This is a genomic window from Roseomonas sp. USHLN139, from assembly GCF_037145735.1.
In the GTDB taxonomy this organism is placed as follows: Bacteria; Pseudomonadota; Alphaproteobacteria; order Acetobacterales; family Acetobacteraceae; genus Pseudoroseomonas.
The window spans coordinates 137,254-153,988 of the sequence record NZ_JBBCWY010000003.1 but is presented as its reverse complement, the minus strand read 5'-3'; the positions used below and the strand labels follow the sequence as shown (position 1 = coordinate 153,988).

At 71.7% G+C, this 16,735-nt stretch carries 17 protein-coding genes; 10 read left to right on the top strand and 7 right to left on the bottom strand.

The window, feature by feature from the left end; translation table 11 throughout:
* Nucleotides 1-9 precede the first annotated feature (9 nt).
* The 3 genes from WFI16_RS11200 to WFI16_RS11190 form a co-directional block, all read right to left on the bottom strand.
* A complete protein-coding gene (locus WFI16_RS11200; protein WP_419897924.1) occupies nt 10-474 on the bottom strand; it encodes a GNAT family N-acetyltransferase in 465 nt (154 codons plus the stop codon).
* On the bottom strand, nt 468-1,454 hold the full coding sequence (locus WFI16_RS11195; RefSeq protein WP_419897923.1) for a 2-hydroxyacid dehydrogenase: 987 nt from the start codon (nt 1,452-1,454) through the stop codon (nt 468-470). Before WFI16_RS11195 ends, WFI16_RS11200 begins: the two co-directional genes overlap by 7 nt.
* Nucleotides 1,455-1,596: 142 nt before the next feature.
* Entirely contained in the window at nt 1,597-1,905 is a 309-nt protein-coding gene (locus WFI16_RS11190; protein WP_419897922.1) for a hypothetical protein, read from the bottom strand.
* Between WFI16_RS11190 and WFI16_RS11185 the strand changes: the two genes are divergently transcribed.
* The gene (locus WFI16_RS11185; RefSeq protein WP_419897921.1) at nt 1,868-3,064 is read left to right on the top strand and encodes a hypothetical protein; all 1,197 of its coding nucleotides are present in this window, start codon (nt 1,868-1,870) and stop codon (nt 3,062-3,064) included. The two genes, WFI16_RS11190 and WFI16_RS11185, sit on opposite strands and share 38 nt — an antisense overlap.
* 265 nt (nt 3,065-3,329) lie before the next feature.
* Here WFI16_RS11185 and WFI16_RS11180 read toward each other — a convergent pair whose 3' ends face one another.
* Both WFI16_RS11180 and WFI16_RS11175 read right to left on the bottom strand, forming a co-directional pair.
* Entirely contained in the window at nt 3,330-4,454 is a 1,125-nt protein-coding gene (locus tag WFI16_RS11180; protein ID WP_419897920.1) for a bifunctional 2-methylcitrate synthase/citrate synthase, read from the bottom strand.
* A 130-nt stretch (nt 4,455-4,584) separates the two neighbouring features.
* Entirely contained in the window at nt 4,585-6,111 is a 1,527-nt protein-coding gene (locus WFI16_RS11175) for an MmgE/PrpD family protein (RefSeq protein WP_419897919.1), read from the bottom strand.
* A 495-nt stretch (nt 6,112-6,606) separates the two neighbouring features.
* On the opposite strand from WFI16_RS11175, the gene WFI16_RS11170 reads away from it, so the two are divergent.
* The 5 genes from WFI16_RS11170 (at nt 6,607) to WFI16_RS11150 (ending at nt 10,938) form a co-directional block, all read left to right on the top strand.
* Nucleotides 6,607-7,902 carry a D-alanyl-D-alanine carboxypeptidase family protein gene (locus WFI16_RS11170; RefSeq protein WP_419897918.1) on the top strand — a complete coding sequence of 432 codons (1,296 nt, stop codon included), beginning with the start codon at nt 6,607-6,609 and terminating at the stop codon, nt 7,900-7,902.
* Nucleotides 7,903-8,059: 157 nt separating this feature from the next.
* On the top strand, nt 8,060-9,451 hold the full coding sequence (locus tag WFI16_RS11165) for a dihydroorotase (protein ID WP_419897917.1): 1,392 nt from the start codon (nt 8,060-8,062) through the stop codon (nt 9,449-9,451).
* Nucleotides 9,451-9,654 (top strand): hypothetical protein, encoded by a 204-nt coding sequence (locus WFI16_RS11160; RefSeq protein ID WP_419897916.1) that lies wholly within the window; start codon nt 9,451-9,453, stop codon nt 9,652-9,654. The genes WFI16_RS11165 and WFI16_RS11160 overlap by 1 nt, the downstream gene beginning before the upstream one ends.
* 1 nt (nt 9,655) lies before the next feature.
* Nucleotides 9,656-9,868, top strand: a complete 213-nt coding sequence (locus tag WFI16_RS11155; RefSeq protein WP_419897915.1) for a hypothetical protein — start codon at nt 9,656-9,658, stop codon at nt 9,866-9,868.
* Nucleotides 9,869-9,945: 77 nt separating this feature from the next.
* A complete protein-coding gene (locus WFI16_RS11150) occupies nt 9,946-10,938 on the top strand; it encodes an N-carbamoyl-D-amino-acid hydrolase (protein WP_419897914.1) in 993 nt (330 codons plus the stop codon).
* 58 nt (nt 10,939-10,996) lie between these two features.
* On the opposite strand, the gene WFI16_RS11145 is transcribed toward WFI16_RS11150, so the two are convergent.
* Nucleotides 10,997-11,677: an aspartate/glutamate racemase family protein gene (locus tag WFI16_RS11145; protein WP_419897913.1), complete on the bottom strand. Its 681-nt coding sequence runs from the start codon at nt 11,675-11,677 to the stop codon at nt 10,997-10,999.
* A gap of 130 nt (nt 11,678-11,807) precedes the next feature.
* Between WFI16_RS11145 and WFI16_RS11140 the strand changes: the two genes are divergently transcribed.
* Together WFI16_RS11140 and WFI16_RS11135 are read left to right on the top strand one after the other, a co-directional pair.
* Nucleotides 11,808-12,293, top strand: coding sequence for a DUF983 domain-containing protein (locus WFI16_RS11140; protein WP_419897912.1), 486 nt, complete (start codon nt 11,808-11,810; stop codon nt 12,291-12,293).
* Entirely contained in the window at nt 12,286-12,756 is a 471-nt protein-coding gene (locus tag WFI16_RS11135) for a UPF0262 family protein (protein ID WP_419897911.1), read from the top strand. The genes WFI16_RS11140 and WFI16_RS11135 overlap by 8 nt, the downstream gene beginning before the upstream one ends.
* A 14-nt stretch (nt 12,757-12,770) precedes the next feature.
* Here the strand turns inward: WFI16_RS11135 and WFI16_RS11130 are convergent, their stop codons facing one another.
* A complete protein-coding gene (locus tag WFI16_RS11130) occupies nt 12,771-14,420 on the bottom strand; it encodes a hypothetical protein (protein WP_419897910.1) in 1,650 nt (549 codons plus the stop codon).
* A 144-nt stretch (nt 14,421-14,564) separates the two neighbouring features.
* On the opposite strand from WFI16_RS11130, the gene mtnA reads away from it, so the two are divergent.
* Nucleotides 14,565-15,671 carry an S-methyl-5-thioribose-1-phosphate isomerase gene (gene mtnA, locus WFI16_RS11125; RefSeq protein WP_419897909.1) on the top strand — a complete coding sequence of 369 codons (1,107 nt, stop codon included), beginning with the start codon at nt 14,565-14,567 and terminating at the stop codon, nt 15,669-15,671.
* 148 nt (nt 15,672-15,819) lie between these two features.
* On the top strand, nt 15,820-16,665 hold the full coding sequence (locus WFI16_RS11120) for a transporter substrate-binding domain-containing protein (protein WP_419897908.1): 846 nt from the start codon (nt 15,820-15,822) through the stop codon (nt 16,663-16,665).
* The last annotated feature ends 70 nt before the right edge of the window (nt 16,666-16,735 follow it).

Here is a 16,735-nt window from a genome sequence, read left to right as displayed (position 1 = left end):
CGAAGTTGCCTAGAGGGAGGCCGACCTGTCCAGACGCTGGATGTAGCTGCGCCAGTCGGCGCGCTCGGCGATGCGCTCGTAGAGGGCGATGGCGGCCTGGTCGGCCTCGGGCACGAACCAGCGCAGATGCGACCAGCGGCGCCCTTCGCCGAGCGTCCGCAGCGCGCCGATCAGCGCGCGGGCGATGCCCTGGCCGCGGGCAACCGGTGCCACGAAAAGGTCGTCGAGCTGGCCGCAGCGGCGGGCGAAGACCGCCTCGGGCAGGTCGTAGAACAGCGCGAAGCCGAGCAGCGCCCCGTCGCGGGAGGCCGCCAGGATCTCCGTCCGCGGATCGGCATCGAGCAGTGCCGCGATGCCGGCGCCGTCGGCGGCCTGGCTGCCTTCGAGGACGCCGCGCATCTCGGCGGCATAGGCGCCGAGCAGCGGGGCGAGCGCGCCCCGCTGTCCGGCCTCGACGGGGGCGATGGTCAGCATGCGGTCAGGTCGATCTCGTCGTGCAGGGCCTCGCCGCGGAAGAAGCGGGCCAGGTTGGCGGTGGCGCCCTCGACCTTGGCCTGCATGGCGTCGTAGGTGCCGGCCGCGACATGCGGCGTCAGCACCACATTGTCGAGGGCGAAGAGCGGGTTGTCGGGGCGCGGCGGCTCCGGGTCGAAGACGTCGATGCCGGCGGCGCGGATGGTGCCGTTCTTCAGCGCGCGGGCCAGCGCCGCCTCATCCAGCACCGGGCCGCGGGCGCAGTTGATCAGCACCGCGTCGCGGCGCATGGCGGCAAACGCCGCATCGTCGAACAGGTGATGCGTCTCCGGCGTCGCCGGCAGGTGCAGGGTGACAACCTCGGACTCGCGCAGCAGCTCGGGCAGCTCGACGCGGCGGAAGCCCAGCGCCAGCTCCAGCCCCTCGGGCAGCTTGTTGTAGGGATCGACATAGAGGCCGCGCACGCGGAATGGCTGCAGCAGCGCCGCGACGGCCGAGCCGATCCGCCCCATGCCGACGATGCCGACGGTGCGGCCGCGCAGGTTGCGCGAGACGGTGCGCAGCGCCGTGCCCATCCATTCGCCGCGCCGCATCGCCGCATCGACCCGCGGGATGTGCTTGAGGCAGGCCAGCATCAGCGACAGCGTGTGCTCGCTGACCACATCCGCCGTGCCGGACGGGTTGATGGCCAGCCGGATGCCGCGGGCGCGGAGTTCGGCGATCGGCGTCTCGCCCTGCCAGCCGACGCCCTGGTGCTGCACCAGCTTGAGGCGCGGCGCCAGCGCCACCCATTCGGGGCGCAGCACATGGGGGGCCACGATCACCGCATCGGCCTCGGCCAGCTTCGCCAGCCGCTCGGCATCGTCATTGGCCGAGAGCGTCAGCAGCTCGCAGCCTTCCGGCAGGCGGGCGCGCCACATGGCATAGACCGCCTCCGGCGCGTGGCTGAGATAGAGAATGCGGTGCAGGTTCTCGGACATGTCGTTTCCTCGGCGTCTTTCCGGGGCCGAGGCTAGGCCAGGGCGGGCGCGCGGCCAATCCACCCAGAAAAAAAGCGCCGCCCCTTCCGGGACGACGCTTTTCTGTCCGGTGCGCCCGACGATGTCGGGCGCGTTCCGCGGGTTAGTTGCCGCTGGCCTCGGCCGGGGTCTCCGGCGCCGGCACCGGCGCCAGGGTGGCGTCGAGCTCCGGCATCTCCACCGCGGCCGGCGCGGCCTTGGGGGCACGCGGCTTGCGCGGCGCCGCCGGCTTCTTCGCCTTCGGCGCGGCGGCCACGGGCTCGGCGACCGGGGCGGCGGCCGGAGCGGCCTTCGCCGCGCGCGGCTTGCGCGGGGCGGCGACCTTCTTCGGCGCGGCGGCCTTCGGCGCCGCGGCCTTGCGGGCAGCGGGCTTCTTGGCGGCGACGGCCTTCGGCGCGGCCGCCTTCTTCACCGCCGGCTTCTTCGCCGCAGCGGTGCGCACGGTCGTCGCCTTCTTCGGCGTGGCGGCCTTCTTGGCGGCCGGCTTACGCGCGGCGGCGGTCTTGGTCGCGGCCTTCTTCGGCGCGGCAACCTTCTTCGCCGCCGGCTTCTTCGCCGCCGCAGCCGTCCTGGTCGCCGCCTTCTTCGGCGCCGCGGCCTTCTTCGCCGCCGGCTTCTTCGCCGCCGTCTTGCTCGCCGCCGTCTTGCTCGCCGCCGTCTTGCTCGCGGCGGTCTTGGTCGTCGCGGCCTTGGCTGTGGTCCGGGTCGCGGCCTTCTTCGGCGCGGCCGCCTTCTTCACCGCCGGCTTCTTCGCCGCGGCGGTGCGCGCGGCGGTCGCCTTCTTCGGCGCAGCGGCCTTCTTGGCAGCCGGCTTGCGCGCGGCGGCGGTCTTGGTCGCGGCCTTCTTCGGCGCGGCAACCTTCTTGGCGGCCGGCTTCCGGGCGGCGGTCGCCTTCGGCGCGGCGGCCTTCTTCGCCGCCGGCTTCTTCGCCGCGGCAGCCTTGGTGGTGCCCGCCTTCGTCGCGCCCGCCTTGGCGGAAGCGGTCCTGGTCGAAGCGGTCTTGGCAGCGGCCTTCTTCGGCGCCGCCGCCTTCTTCGCCGCCGGCTTCTTGGTGGCGGTCGCCTTGCTGGCCGTCTTGGCGGCGGCGGGCTTGCGGCCGGCCGTGCTCGCCTTGCGCGTGGCGGCGGTGCGGCGCGTCGTGCTCATCGCCATGGGCTGCGCCCGCAGCGAGGTCTCGGTCTCGTCAGTCATGTGCTGGATCTCCTTACCCAAAGATGGATGCCGTGCCGGTCAGCGCAGCCGGTGCAGAGCGACCGGGCCGGACGGAATGCTGCGATGGCGCCTGCTGCAGCGAAGAGGATGGGCGGCGATGGCAACCGGTCGCTGCGCAAGGTCCCCGACGCGGCGGCGGACATTCCTGCCGCCGGATCACCGGTGCCCTGCTGCGCAAATGCCTGTCGCCCGCGACGACCCTTTCCACGACTGCCTGCGTCTGCCCTGCCTGCCTCTCCCGCCTGCCAGGTCCCGTGATGGCGGATCATCGTCCCGCCATCCCACTCCGCATGCCGTACCGTCATCCTTCCGAACCGCGGCACCTCGCCTCATCCCGATCCGCATGCCCGCCTCTTGACAGTGCTTCCTGCGAATCGCGCTTGTCCGATGCGCGCGTGAGACACGCTATCTTCACGCGCAATCTGCTTGTCAACGAAATCCGCGCCATGACGTTGCAAATCGCCGCAGCAAATGCGCGATCCCTGCGCGACGGCGCGGAAGCCCGCTTTCCGCGCCTGCTTCGTGGCGACATTGCGGCCGGCGCCGGGCGACAAAAAAGCGGCGCCGCAATGCGGCGCCGCCTCGTCATCCTCGCAGCGGAGTCCTGCAATCCCGCGGCCGGGTCAGTGCCCCGGCATGCTGCGCTGCGCCGCACCCGTGTAGTGGGAGAGCGGCCGGATCAGCCGGTTGTCGGCGGCCTGCTCGATAACATGCGCCGCCCAGCCGGTGATGCGGCTGGCGACGAAGATCGGGGTGAACAGCGGGATGTCGAAGCCCATCAGGTGGTAGGCGGGGCCTGCCGGGAAATCCAGGTTGGGGTGGATCTTCTTCTTCTCCAGCATCTCGGCGGCCAGCAGGCGGCTCATCTCCATCCAGCGCCGGTCGCCGACCACCTCGGCCATCTTCTCGGCATACCTGGTCATGGTGGGCACGCGGCTGTCGCCGTTCTTGTAGACCCGGTGGCCGAAGCCCATCACCAGCGCCTTATGGTCGAACTTGCCCTCCAGCCAGGCGACCGCCTTCGACGGCTCGCCGATCTCGGCCAGCATGTGCATCACCGCCTCATTGGCGCCGCCATGCAGCGGCCCCTTCAGGGCGGCGATGCCGGCGGTGATGGCGCCGTGCAGGTCGGCGCCGGTGCTGGTCACCGTGCGGGCGGTGAAGGTGGAGGCGTTGAAGCCATGCTCGGCATAGAGGATCAGCGAGACATCGAAGGCCTTCACCACCTCGGGCGCCGGCACCTTGCCCAGGACGACGTGGAAGAAGTTCTCGGCGAAGGTCAGCTTCGGGTCCGGGGCGACCGGCGCCTGCCCCTTGGAGGCGCGGTGGGCGGCGGCGATGGCGGTCGGGATCTTCGCCAGCAGCCGCATCGCCTTGCGCCGGGTGGCGGGCTCGGAGACATCGGCCGTCTCCGGATCCTCGAGGCCGAGGAAGCTCACCGCGGTGCGGATCGCGTCCATCGGATGCGCGTCCTTCGGGAAGGCGCGGATGACCTCGTGCAGCGCCAGGCTGATGGTGCGGTTGGCCGCCTCCTCGGCGCGGAAGGCGGCGAGCTGGGCCGCGTCGGGCAGCTCGCCGTTCCAGAGGAGGTAGGCGACCTCCTCGAAGCTGCAATTCTCGGCCAGGTCCTGCACGGCATAGCCGCGATAGGTCAGGCTGTTGGTCTCCGGCATCACCTTGGAGACGGCGGAGACATCGGCCACCACGCCGACCAGGCCTTTGCGGATGTCGGGCTCGGTTTCGCTCATTGACAGACTTCCTCCGTTGCGGGGGCTCGCCATCCCGTTCGGCGGGAGGTGCGGCCCCCTTTCCTCATGATCGGTCCCGCCGGCCACGGCGGGTTGCGGCGGCGCGGCCGCGGCCGCGCCGCCCGTCGCATCAGAAGATGCCCGGCTTGCCCTCGGCGAGCGTGCCGCGGGGCAGCGCGATGTTGAGGTGGTGCAGCGCGCCCGCCTCCAGCCGCGCCAGGTCCTGCACCACCTCGAGGAAGCGCTCGCTCTCCTTCGGCGCCAGGATGCCGTCGGTCAGGATGCGGAATTTTCTGACGTAATCCTCGCGGCCAAAAGGCTTGGCACCGAGGGGGTGGGCATTGGCGACCGCCATTTCGTCCACGAGCGTGGTGCCATCCTTGAACAGGATCTCGATCCGCGCGCCAAAAGCCTTCTCGGCCGGGTCGGTCGAGTGGTAGCGGCGGGTCCACTCGGGGTCCTCGCGCGTCTCGATCTTGTGCCAGAGGCGCACGGTGTCGGCCCGGCCGGCCCGCTTCGGCGCGTAGCTGTCGACATGGTGCCAGCTGCCGTCCTGCAGGGCGACGGCGAAGATATACATGATGGAATGGTCCAGCGTCTCGCGCGACGCCTTGGGGTCCATCTTCTGCGGGTCGTTGGCGCCGGTGCCGATGACGTAGTGGGTGTGGTGGCTGGTGTGGATGACGATCTTCTCGATCGCCTCCTGGTCGGCGATCCGCTCCCGCATGCGGAAGGCCAGGTCGATCAGCGCCTGGCTCTGGTACTCGGCCGAGTGCTCCTTGGTATAGGTATCGAGGATGGCGCGCTTGGCCTCGCCCTTCTCCGGCAGCGGCACCTGGTAGTAGTCCGGGCCATAGACGTCCTGGCGGTTGCTGCGGCCCGAGAGCACCCAGGCGATCACCGAATCCTCGCCTTCGTAGATCGGGCTCGGCGCGCCCTCGCCGCGCATGGCGCGGTCCACCGCCTCGACGGCCAGCTTGCCGGCATGCGCCGGCGCAAAGGCCTTCCAGGAGGAGATCTCGCCCTTGCGGCTCTGCCGGAAGGTGATGGTGGTGTGCAGCGCCTGCTGCACCGCCTGGAAGATGGTCTCCTGCTTCAGCCCGAGCAGCGTGCCGATGCCGGCCGCGGCCGAGGGCCCGAGATGGGCGATGTGGTCCACCTTGTGCTCGTGCAGGCAGATCGCCTTCACGAGGTCGACCTGGATCTCGTAGCCGGTGGCCAGGCCGCGGATCAGGTCGCGGCCCGAGCGCTCCATCGCCTGGGCCACCGCCAGCACCGGCGGGATGTTGTCGCCGGGATGCGAATAGTCGGCGGCCAGGAAGGTGTCGTGCATGTCGAGCTCGCGCACCGCCGTGCCGTTCGCCCAGGCCGCCCATTCCGGCGAGACCGTCTTGCTGGCGGCGAGGCCGAAGACCGAGGCGCCGCCGGCCTTCTTGGCATGGCCGATCGCCATGGCGCGCGCCGTGGTGGGCGCGCTGCGGTTGATCGCGGCGATGGCGACGGCCGCGTTGTCGATGATGCGGTTGATGATCATCTCGGCCACCGGCTTCTGCACGGCGACACGGTCGGCGGCGACGCCGGCGATCTTCCAGGCCAGCTGCTCTTCCCTCGGCAGCAGCGCCTTGGACGGATGCACCTTCACGGCATGCAGCTTCATGGTCGGTCTTTCTCCCTTTCTCCGCTGGTCGCGGACCGTTTCGCACGGGTGCCTTGTTGTGCGCTGCCCTCGCGCCAGCGTCCATGCGGTTTGACACGGTCCCACGCCGGCTTGTCCCGGCAGGACCGCAGGGCACCGGCCGCCGGGCGCCTGCCGCGCGGCTTCGACCTGGTGCGCCACCCCGGCCAGAGGACGGCCCCTGGCCACGGACTTGCCGCATTTCAACCCCTCGCCCGGCGGCGATACTGAAGCCTGGCCGCCAAAATTTTCCAGGCTGAACAACAGATAAGCGCTTTCTTCTCACGCGATATCTCGGCATGTTGCAGCGACTGTCCGGTTGCGCCGGGGGAGATTGGCGCGACCGATGCGGGTGCTGCGCCGGCGGCGGGGGTCGCCGGTGTCGCATGTTGGGGGAACGGCGCCACGCTCCGGCACGGCGCCGAGGGTCGCGGCGGCGCCGGGGGGCGCTGGCCGCAACAGGGGGAGCGGGCAGCCATGCCGCAGCACATCTTCGCCGCGCGGACGCGCGCGGCCATCGAAGCCTTCACGCAGCGATGGGTGGCGCGGCTGGGTCTGCAGGGCGCGCTGACGGTGGCGCTGGGCCTGGTCCTGCTGGCCACGCCCGCCCAGGCGCAGATCGGCGGCAGCCGCTATGCCGCCTTCGTCATGGACGGCACCACGGGGGAAGCGATCGTCTCGGTCAATGCCGACGAGCCGCGCTACCCCGCCTCGCTGACCAAGATGATGACGCTCTACATGGTCTTCGACGCCATGCAGCAGGGCCGCATCACCGCGGCGACGCGCATCCCGGTCTCGCGCCATGCCGCCGGCCAGGAGCCGTCGAAGCTCGGGCTGAAGCCCGGCAGCAGCATCGCGGTGCGCGACGTCATCCTGGCGCTGGTCACCAAGTCGGCCAATGACGCGGCCGCCGCCATCGCCGAGCATCTGGGCGGCAGCGAGGTGCAGTTCGGCCGCATGATGACGCGCAAGGCCGAGCAGCTCGGCATGCGCAATTCCAGCTTCCGCAACGCCTCCGGCCTGCCCGACGCCAACCAGGTGACCACGGCGCGCGACATGGCGATCCTCAGCCGCGCGCTGATCCGCCACTTCCCGAACCGCTATGGCTATTTCTCGGCGCGCAGCTTCGAGTATCGCGGCCGCACGGTGACCGGCCACAACCGGGTGCTGACCGAATACGACGGCGCCGACGGGCTGAAGACCGGCTTCATCCGCGCCAGCGGCTTCAACCTGGCGGCCAGCGCGGCGCGCGACGGGGTGCGGATCATCGCCGTGGTCTTCGGCGGCGCCACCAGCCGCGAGCGCGACGACCATATCATGGCGCTGATGGACCGCGGCTTCGCCGAGCGCGGCGCCGCGCCGCGCGACGGCATGCTGATGGCCGAGCGCCCCTATACGCCGGCGCCGATGGGCACGCCGCGGCTGGTCGGCACGGCGAGCGCCGCCTCGCTGGCCGCGCCCGTGGCCCGCGCCGCGCCCAGCCTGCGCGAGCCGCCGCGCCCTGTCGCCAGCCGCGCGCCGGCCCCGGCGCCCGCCCGCCGCGCTGCCCCCGCAGGCGGGCCCTGGGCGGTGCAGGTCGGCGCCTTCGACGCCGTCGCCGCGGCGCGCAGTGCGGCCAGCCGGGCCGCCCGGCGCGGTGGCAAGCCGGAGGTCGAGAGCGTGCGCAGCCGCGGCAAGACGCTCTATCGCGCCCGGGTGACCGGGCTGTCGGCGACCTCTGCCCGCGCCTTCTGCCGCGCCACCAGCGGCCCCTGCATGGTGATCGCGCCCTGAGGCAGGGGACAGGGCCGGCCGGCCCTGTGCCGGAAACTGGAAAACGCCGCGCTGCCGCCGCGGCTTTTCCGGCCGCCACGCCGCCGCGGCCGGTTGAGGGCCTGCCGCTCTCGCCCTAGTCTCCCGCCCTTCTCCCAGCCGATTGGAGCCCAGGGCCATGCAACTCCCCTATGACCGCGTGCTGCGCGGCGATCTCGTGCTGACCGACGGCATCCTGAAGGATGGCTATGTCGCGGTGCGGGGGGAGGTGATCGCGGCGATCGGCCAGGGTGAGCTGCCGCCGGCCCGCCAGGTCGACGATTTCGCCGGCCGCGCCATCCTGCCCGGCCTGGTCGACGGCCACATGCACACCGGCAGCGCCATCGGCTGGCCGGGCATCGAGGGCGCCACCATGTCGGCCGCCGCCGGCGGCGTCACCACCGTCTGCGACATGCCCTATGACGTGCCGCGCGCGGTGACCAATGCCGGCATCTTCGCCGAGAAGGTGGAGGCGGTGCACCAGCTGTCGCATGTCGACGTGGCGCTCTACGGCACCATCACCAAGACCGGCGGCGTGGACGCCATCGCCGGGCTGGCGGAGGCGGGCGCCTCGGCCTTCAAGCTCTCCACCTATGAATATGACGCGGTGCGCTTCCCGCGCATCGACCACCCGACCATGGTGGCCGCCTTCCGCGAGATCGCCAAGACCGGGCTGATGGTCGCCGTCCACAACGAGGACCAGGAGCTGGTCGAGCGGCTGACGGCGGAGGCGAAGGCGTCCGGCCGGGTCGATCCGATCATGCATGCCCGCACCCGGCCGCCGCTGGCCGAGACCATGGCCGACCTGGAGATCTTCGAGATCGGCCTGGAGACCGGCGCGCACGTCCATATCGCGCATTCCTCGGTCGCCCGCGGCTTCGAGATCGCCGAGGCCTTCCGCGCCATGGGCGGCCGCGCCTCGGGCGAGGCCTGCATCCAGTATCTCTGCATGACCGAGGAGGACCTGGTCCGCCTCAAGGGCTTCGGCAAGTGCAACCCGCCCTTCCGCACGGCCGAGGAGGTCGAGCGGATGTGGGGCGCGCTGGTCAACGGGCAGATGGCCTATGTCTCGACCGACCACGCCCCCTGGCAGCGCGAGAAGAAGCTCGGCGACGATATCTTTGCCTGTGGCGCCGGGCTGACGGGGATGCAGTCCTATGCCCCGCTGATGTTCACCATGCTGCGCGAGCGCGGCCTGCCGCTGACGCTGATGGCCAAGTACTGCGCCGAGAACACCGCCCGCTACCACGGGCTGTTCCCGAAAAAGGGCGCCATCCGGCTGGGCTCGGATGCCGACTTCCTGGTCATGGAGGAGGGCGAGTTCGTCTTCGACGAGGCCTCGATCCAGGACCGGCCGGATGCGCGCTGGTCGCCCTATCACGGCCGGCCGATGAAGGGCCGCGTCGCCGCCACCTATCTGCGCGGCAGCTGCGTCTGGGACGGCACCGCCGTGCTGGCCCGCCCCGGCCAGGGCCGCTTCGTGCCGCGCCAGCACCGCGAGAGCGCCCTGGTCGAGCTCGATATCGGCTGATGCGGGCATTGCTGGTGATGGGGGCCGGCATCGGCGCGCTGGCGCTCTGGGTCTGGGCCACCGGCCCGGGCACCAGCCTGCCGCTGGCGCTGGGGGGCGGGCTCTGCGCCATCCTGGCCAGCCGCCTCGCCTATCGCCTGCTGACGCCGCGCGAGACCGATCCCGATACCGCCCCCTCCCCCGACAGCCGAGGAGAGACCTGACATGTTCGAAGTACGCGAGGAGAAGGACGGCAGCTTCGCCGTCTGGATCGCCGGGCGCGAGCGCGTCGCCATGCTGCGCAGCCAGGAGGCGGCCGACGCCCTGGTCGACGCGCTGGAGGATGCCTGGGACGACGCCTTCCTGCGCGCCGTCGCCGAGACCCAGGAAGAGCACGGCGCCGATTTCATCGACCCGCTGCCGCCGACCACCAACTGAACCTTTTACCGCGTGGGTGATCCACGCCTGTCGGCCGATCCGCCGCGGGCGATCACGCAGTCCAGCCGGAGCCCTTCATGTCCCGCATGCTCACCCTTGCCGCCGCGCAGCTCGGCCCGATCCAGAAGGCCGAGGGGCGCGACGTCGTCGTCGGCCGCATGGTGCGGCTGATGGAACGCGCGCATCAGCGCGGCGCCGAGGTCGTCGTCTTCCCCGAGCTGGCGCTGACCACCTTCTTCCCGCGCTGGTACGAGGAGGACATCAACAACGCCGACCACTGGTACGAGCAGGCGCTGCCATCGAACGAGACCGCGCCGCTGTTCGAGGCGGCGAAGAAGTTCAACATCGGCTTCCACCTCGGCTATGGCGAGATCGCGCATGAGGCGGATGAGACCGGCGTGGTCCGCAAGCGCCATTTCAACACCGCCGTCTATGTCCACCCGACCGGCGAGGTGGTGCTGAAGTACCGCAAGATCCACCTGCCCGGGCACAAGGAGTTCGACCCGAAGCGCAAGGTGCAGCACCTGGAGAAGCGGTATTTCGAGGTCGGCAACCTGGGCTTCCCGGTGGTGCGGGCGCCGATCGGCCAGGCGGGTCCGGTGAATATCGGCATGATGATCTGCAACGACCGCCGCTGGCCGGAATCCTGGCGCGTGCTCGGGCTGCAGCAGGTCGAGCTGGTGATGCTGGGCTACAACACCCCCTCGATCAACCAGGATGCCCGCGGCTTCGAGGCGCATCACCTGCGGGTCGAGCACAGCCACCTCTCGATCCGCGCCGGCTGCTACCAGAATGCCTGCTTCGCCGCCGGCGTCGCCAAGGCGGGCGTCGAGGACGGCAACGAGCTGTTCGGCCATTCGATCATCGTCAACCCGCAGGGCGAGATCGTGGCGATGGCGACCACCTGGGACGACGAGCTGATCGTGGCCGACTGCAACCTGGACCAGTGCACGCTGGGCCGCAGCACGATCTTCAACTTCGCCGCGCATCGCCGCCCGGAGGCCTATGGCCGCATCCTGGAGCAGACCGGCAGCGTGGCGCCGGCCGAGTGGACGCCGAAAGCCGGCTGATCGCTGCCTGACAGAAAGAAGATGGGGGTCCGGGGGAATTCCTTCCCCCGGCCTTTTTTCATGCAGCAACGCTGAGCAGCGCCTGAACGGCGGCGGCCTGGCAGGGCTCGATCACCGGCACCCCCGCCGCGTCCTCGACCGCCTGGCGGTGCCCGGCCATCCCGGCGCAGCCCAGGATGACGGCCTCGCTGCCCTGCCTGACCAGCTCCCGCGCCGTGTCGCAGAGCGCCGCGCGGGCGGCGGTGGGATCGGTCAGCGTTTCCATCGGCAGGTTCAGCGCGATGCTGGCGGCGAGCCGCCCCTCGGCGCCCATGGCCTGCAGCGCGCGGCGCTGGCGCGGCTTCGAGGCCTCGACGAAGGCGATCACGCCGAAGCGCTCGGCCCGCGTCAGCGCGGCGGCGACGGCGCAGCGGAAGGGGCCGAAGACCGGCTTGTCGGTCGCGGTGCGCACCGCCTCCAGCCCGGGATCGGAGACGCAGGCCAGGATATAGGCATCGGCCGGCGTCGCCTCGACCAGGCGGCAGAGCGGCTCGGCCACCGAATACCAGTCGCGCCAGGTGACGATGGCCGGCGGGCCGCCGGGCAGCGCGACGGTCTCGAAGGCGGCCTGCCCCGGCAGGGCGAAGCCGGCGATGCTCTCGGCGATGCCGCGGGTGCAGCTGGCCGAGGTGTTGGGGTTGATGACGAGGATGCGCTTGACCATGGCGCGCAGCATCGCGCCGGGGGGCCGGGCCTGCAAGCCGCGCCCCTGCCGGTCAGGAGGCTTCACTTGATCCGCATGGCGCAACGTGCCGATATTGCGTTGCACACGGAAACGGCTTGGCGCCGGGGCCCGCCCCGCGCCGGCCAGCAAAACCAGGAAGAAGCCCATGGACCACCAGCCGCAGCGCTGGGAGCCGAACCGCAGCCAGGCGGAACGGGTCGCCGCGCTGCCGCCCCTGACGACCATGCTGAAGCGGGGGGCGATGAATCGCTGCCCGGTCTGCGGGGTGGGCGAGGTTTTCCGGGGCTATCTCGCGGTGGTGCCGGCCTGCCGGCATTGCGCGGCGCCGCTCGGCCAGGTGCGGGCGGATGACGCGCCGCCCTATTTCACCATCTTCATCGTCGGCCATGTGCTGCTGCCAGGCGTCTTCTGGGTCGAGAAGGCCTATCAGCCGCCGATGTGGCTGCACATGGTGGTCTGGCTGCCGCTCTTCACGCTGGCCTGCCTGGTGCTGCTGCGGCCGATCAAGGGGGCGACGGTCGGGCTGATGCTGCGGCTCGGCTTCGGCGGCGAGGAGGAAGCGGCGCCGCAGGGCCAGCCGGATCGGGGCAAGCCGGATCGGGACAAGCCGGGTCCTGGCCGCGATGGCTGAGCAGCGGCTGCAGAGCATCGCGCTGCCCGAGGGGCCGCCGCTGCCCAACCCCTATGCCGAGGCCGATCGCGCCCAGGCGGTGGCCGACCTGCTGGCTGGCAACAGCTTCGACCCGGCCGGGCTGCCGCCGGGGCCCTATGCGCTGCACCTGGAGATCCGCGACGGGCGGCTGGTCTTCGCCATCCATGACGCGGCCGAGGCGCCGCTGCGGGTGATCGCCCTGGCGCTCGGGCCGTTCCGCCGGCTGATCAAGGACTACCACCTGGTGGTGGCGAGCCATGAGCAGGCGGTGACCGAGGGCGGCTCGGAGGCGCGCATCCAGGCGATCGACATGGGCCGGCGCGGCCTGCACAACGAGGGTGCCGAGCTGCTGTGCCAGCGCCTCGACGGCCGGGTGGCGCTCGATTTCGAGACGGCGCGGCGGCTTTTCACCCTGGTCTGCGCGCTGCACCAGCGGATCTAGAATCCGCAAGGGATCTAGAAGCCGCAAGGCTGGCGGAGCTCCAGCCGGAAGCGCCGCCCTTCCACCACCAGGTCGCGCCAGGGCGAGGGCTCGAGGCTGTAGCGCCCTTCCCGGCTCGCCTCGGCGGCCTCCTGGGCGCAGCGGTTGTAGCTGCCGAGCTCGCTCCAGCCCTCCGCCGCCTCGCGCCAGACGCGCAGCCGCAGCGTGCTGCCCAGCAGCACCTCCGGCCGGCCATCGCCGTCGAGATCGAGCACCATCACGTCGCAGCCGCGCCAGCAGCCGCTGCGCAGCGTCTCCTGCTGCTGCTCGGCGAAGGAGTCCGGCAGGCGGGTGGCCGGCGGCACGAAGCGCAGTTGCGGCTCGGGCAGGCCGAGCGCCGGGGGCCCGGCCTCCACCATGTCGCGCAAGGGCGGGTGCAGCAGCGCGGCACGGCCGGCGGGGCCGAGCTCGCGCTGGAACAGGCCGCGGTCGAAGCGGCCGGGCGCGGTGCGCCCATCCGCCAGCCGCGCCAGCTGGTCGTTGAAGGACAGCCGCTCCGGCGCGGCGAGCGGGGAATTCAGCAGCACCAGCAGGGCGAGGCTCGCCCAGGCCATCACCTGGTTCACCGCGCCAAGCGGCGCCATGCCCGGCCGCGCCGCGGCGGCCAGGTAGCCGGCGGCGTAGAGCGCGGCCACCCCGCCCGCCGCCAGGCCCAGCACGCGGTCCGGCGTCAGCCCGTACTGGCCGACGCGCAGCGCCAGCGCCCAGAGCGCGAGCAGCGCCAGCACCGGCAGCACCAGGGCGCCGAGCCGGGCCGCCGTCGCCTGCAGCCGCGGCGCCGTGGCCATCACCAGCCCGTCCTGGTGGACGGCATTGATCAGCAGGATCAGCAGCGCCGCCGCCCCGAGCAGCCCGCCGGCGGCGAGCTGGGTGTGCCACAGCCGCTCGAGGCCGGTGAGCGGCAGGGCGAGCAGGAAGCCGGCGGCGAGCAGGGCCAGCAGCGGCATCAGCCAGGCCAGCAGGGTCAGCAGCAGGCTGCGCAGCGCCAGCGACAGCCGCTCGCGCAGGCCGAGCAGCGCCAGCCCCAGCCCCAGGATCAGCCCGGAGGCGGGCAGCGCGAAGCTGCGCCGGTTGACCAGCCGCTCCAGCCCCTCGAGGCCGATCAGCGAGAACAGCGCGGCGCCGGCCTCCAGCACCAGCCAGAAGGCGCCGAGGAAGGCGAAGGCCAGCGCCAGGCGCAGGCTGTCCTGCCAGGCCTGCTCGAAGCAGTCGGCATAGGGCGGCGGCCAGCGCCCGCCCCGCGCCGCGGCACCCAGCAGGTGATGGCCGAGGAAGACCATGGCCATCGCGCTGCCGAGCAGCCGGGCCGAGGGCGCCTCTGGCCCGCCCGGCCCCCACCAGCCGGCATCGTGCCAGGCCATCGCCGCCAGCAGCGCCGTCGCCGCGGCCAGCCAGGACCAGAGCAGGCGCCCCGGCCAGCGGCCGAGCGCCAGCATCAGCGAGACCGGCAGCAGCAGCATCCCCGTCAGCCCCAGCGCATAGGGCCCCGGCGCGGTCAGCCAGCCGGGCAGGCCGCGCGGCGCATCGAGCAGCAGCAGGTGCAGCGCGATGCCCTGCCCCAGCCCGATTGCCGGCAGCAGGGCGGCGGCGCGGCTCATCGGGGGTGCGGTGGTCTCGGAGGGCATCGACGGGTCGGCTCCAGCTCGGGTCTCCCCCCCGCTTGTCGCATGACGCGGGGGGCCGGAAACGACTATATGCGCAAGCCACGCTTTCCCACCCCGCTTGCCTCACTCCGCCGGCGCGCGGCCACAAGGACGGAGACTGCCCGCATGAAGATCGACGGCGTTCCCTATCGCAGCGTCTGGGTCGACCCGGAGGATGGCTGGTCGGTGCGCATCATCGACCAGACGCGGCTGCCCTGGGCGGTCGAGATCCTGCGGCTGACCGACGAGAAGCAGGTGGCGCAGGCCATCAAGTCGATGCAGGTGCGCGGCGCGCCGCTGATCGGCGCGGTCGCCGCCTATGGCCTGGCGCTCGCCCTGAAGCGCGACGCCTCGGACGCGGCGCTGGAAAGCGTGGCCGCCATGCTCGGCCGCACCCGGCCGACGGCGATCAACCTGCGCTGGGCGCTGGCGCGGATGCTGGACGCGCTGCGCCCGGTCGCGGCCGAGAAGCGGGTCGACGCCGCCTATGCCGCCGCCGCCGCCATCGCCGAGGACGATGTCGAGACCTGCCGCGCCATCGGCCAGCACGGTCTTCCCCTCCTCCAGGAAATCGCCGCGCGCAAGCCGGGCCGGCCGGTCAACGTGCTGACCCATTGCAACACCGGCTGGATCGCGACGGTCGACTACGGCACCGCGCTGTCGGTGGTCTATCAGGCGCATGATGCCGGCCTACCGGTGCATGTCTGGGTGGACGAGACCCGGCCACGCAACCAGGGCTCGGCGCTGACCGCCTGGGAGCTGGGCAAGCACGGCGTGCCGCACACGGTGATCGCCGACAATGCCGGCGGCCACCTGATGCAGCATGGCGAGGTCGATATCGTGCTGGTCGGCACCGATCGCGTCACCCGCCAGGGCGACGTGGCGAACAAGATCGGCACCTATCTGAAGGCGCTGGCGGCGCATGACAACAACGTCCCCTTCTGGGTCGGCCTGCCGCATTCGACGCTGGACATGAGCGTGCGCGACGGGGTGAAGGAGATCCCGATCGAGGAGCGCGACGCGCGCGAGGTGCTGGAGGTCACCGGCCAGACCTGGGACGGCCGCATCGAGACGGTGCGCACCGCCGCCCCCGGCAGCGCCGGCGCCAACCCGGCCTTCGACGTGACCCCGGCCCGGCTGGTCACCGGCCTGATCACCGAGCGCGGCCGCTGCGAGGCCTCCGAGGCCGGGCTGCTCGGCCTCTATCCGGAATTCGCCGCCCAGGCGGCTTGACCTGACCGGCATGGCCGCCCTCTCGGGCGGCCATGCCCCGCCGCCCCCACCGGAGGGGGCTGGCGCTGGCGGCGATCCCGTTGCACGCTTCTTGCAAGCAATGCGGCCATTCCGGCCGACAATGCGGCCTCAGGGAGAGTCTCCGCCTATGCGTTCCTTCGCCCTTGCCCTGTTTTGCGCCCTGCCGCTCAGCTTTGCGGCAGCGCCGGGCAATGCCCAGCCCCAGCCGCTGCGCTCCGCCGTCGACGGCACCTTCGCGCCGCACGCCTTCCCGAAGCTCGATGGCGGCGTGCAGGGCTTCAATGTCGACCTGTTCACCGAGGTCGCCCGCCGCATGGGCCGGCCGATCACCATCGACAGCGCCAGCTTCTCCGGCCTGGTGCCGGCGCTGAACGCCGGGCGCTACGACTTCCTGGCCGCGCCGGTGACGGTGACGCCGGAGCGCGCCGAGAACCTGCTGTTCACCGAGGGCTATCTCTACACCGAGTTCCAGTTCGGCATCCGCAAGGGCGGCACGCCGATCACCTCGCTGGCCGATCTGCGCGGCAAGGCGATCGCGGTGAACAAGGGCTCGGCCTATGACGCCTGGGCGCAGAAGAACGCGGCCACCTATGGCTTCACCGTGCAGACCTTCGACAGCCAGCCCGACGCGGTGCAGGCGGTGGTGACCGGCCGGGTCTTCGCGACGCTCGGCGGCAACACCACCATCCGCTATGCCGCGACCCGCGCGCCGATGCTGGTGCCCGACTTCACCATCAAGGAGACCCGCGCCCACTGGGCCGCGCCGTTCCGCCGCGACAATGCCGAGCTGCGCAACGCCGTCGAGAACGTGCTGGAATGCATGAAGAAGGACGGCTCGCTGGCCGCCCTGTCGGAGAAGTGGTTCGGCGTGAAGCCGGCTGCCGACGACGCCGAGAACACGCCCTTCCCCGGCTATGGCGTGCCCGGCCTGCCCGGCTACGACCCGACCCCGCACGAGCTGCGCTGCAACTGACGAGGAGACGGCACGTCAGGTCGGGGAAAAGGAATTCCCCCGCCAGCCTGCAGGACCGTTTCGCCCGCCG

Bases quoted from the DNA above. Each gene is read 5' to 3' on its own strand.
- WFI16_RS11140 (WP_419897912.1), top strand. From the start codon at position 11,808: ATGGACCACCAGCCGCAGCGCTGGGAGCCGAACCGCAGCCAGGCGGAA.
- WFI16_RS11200 (WP_419897924.1), bottom strand. From the start codon at position 474: ATGCTGACCATCGCCCCCGTCGAGGCCGGACAGCGGGGCGCGCTCGCC.
- WFI16_RS11155 (WP_419897915.1), top strand. From the start codon at position 9,656: ATGTTCGAAGTACGCGAGGAGAAGGACGGCAGCTTCGCCGTCTGGATC.
- WFI16_RS11165 (WP_419897917.1), top strand. From the start codon at position 8,060: ATGCAACTCCCCTATGACCGCGTGCTGCGCGGCGATCTCGTGCTGACC.
- WFI16_RS11160 (WP_419897916.1), top strand. From the start codon at position 9,451: ATGCGGGCATTGCTGGTGATGGGGGCCGGCATCGGCGCGCTGGCGCTC.
- WFI16_RS11130 (WP_419897910.1), bottom strand. From the start codon at position 14,420: ATGCCCTCCGAGACCACCGCACCCCCGATGAGCCGCGCCGCCGCCCTG.
- WFI16_RS11120 (WP_419897908.1), top strand. From the start codon at position 15,820: ATGCGTTCCTTCGCCCTTGCCCTGTTTTGCGCCCTGCCGCTCAGCTTT.
- WFI16_RS11150 (WP_419897914.1), top strand. From the start codon at position 9,946: ATGTCCCGCATGCTCACCCTTGCCGCCGCGCAGCTCGGCCCGATCCAG.
- mtnA (WP_419897909.1), top strand. From the start codon at position 14,565: ATGAAGATCGACGGCGTTCCCTATCGCAGCGTCTGGGTCGACCCGGAG.
- WFI16_RS11175 (WP_419897919.1), bottom strand. From the start codon at position 6,111: ATGAAGCTGCATGCCGTGAAGGTGCATCCGTCCAAGGCGCTGCTGCCG.
- WFI16_RS11170 (WP_419897918.1), top strand. From the start codon at position 6,607: ATGCCGCAGCACATCTTCGCCGCGCGGACGCGCGCGGCCATCGAAGCC.
- WFI16_RS11180 (WP_419897920.1), bottom strand. From the start codon at position 4,454: ATGAGCGAAACCGAGCCCGACATCCGCAAAGGCCTGGTCGGCGTGGTG.
- WFI16_RS11135 (WP_419897911.1), top strand. From the start codon at position 12,286: ATGGCTGAGCAGCGGCTGCAGAGCATCGCGCTGCCCGAGGGGCCGCCG.
- WFI16_RS11195 (WP_419897923.1), bottom strand. From the start codon at position 1,454: ATGTCCGAGAACCTGCACCGCATTCTCTATCTCAGCCACGCGCCGGAG.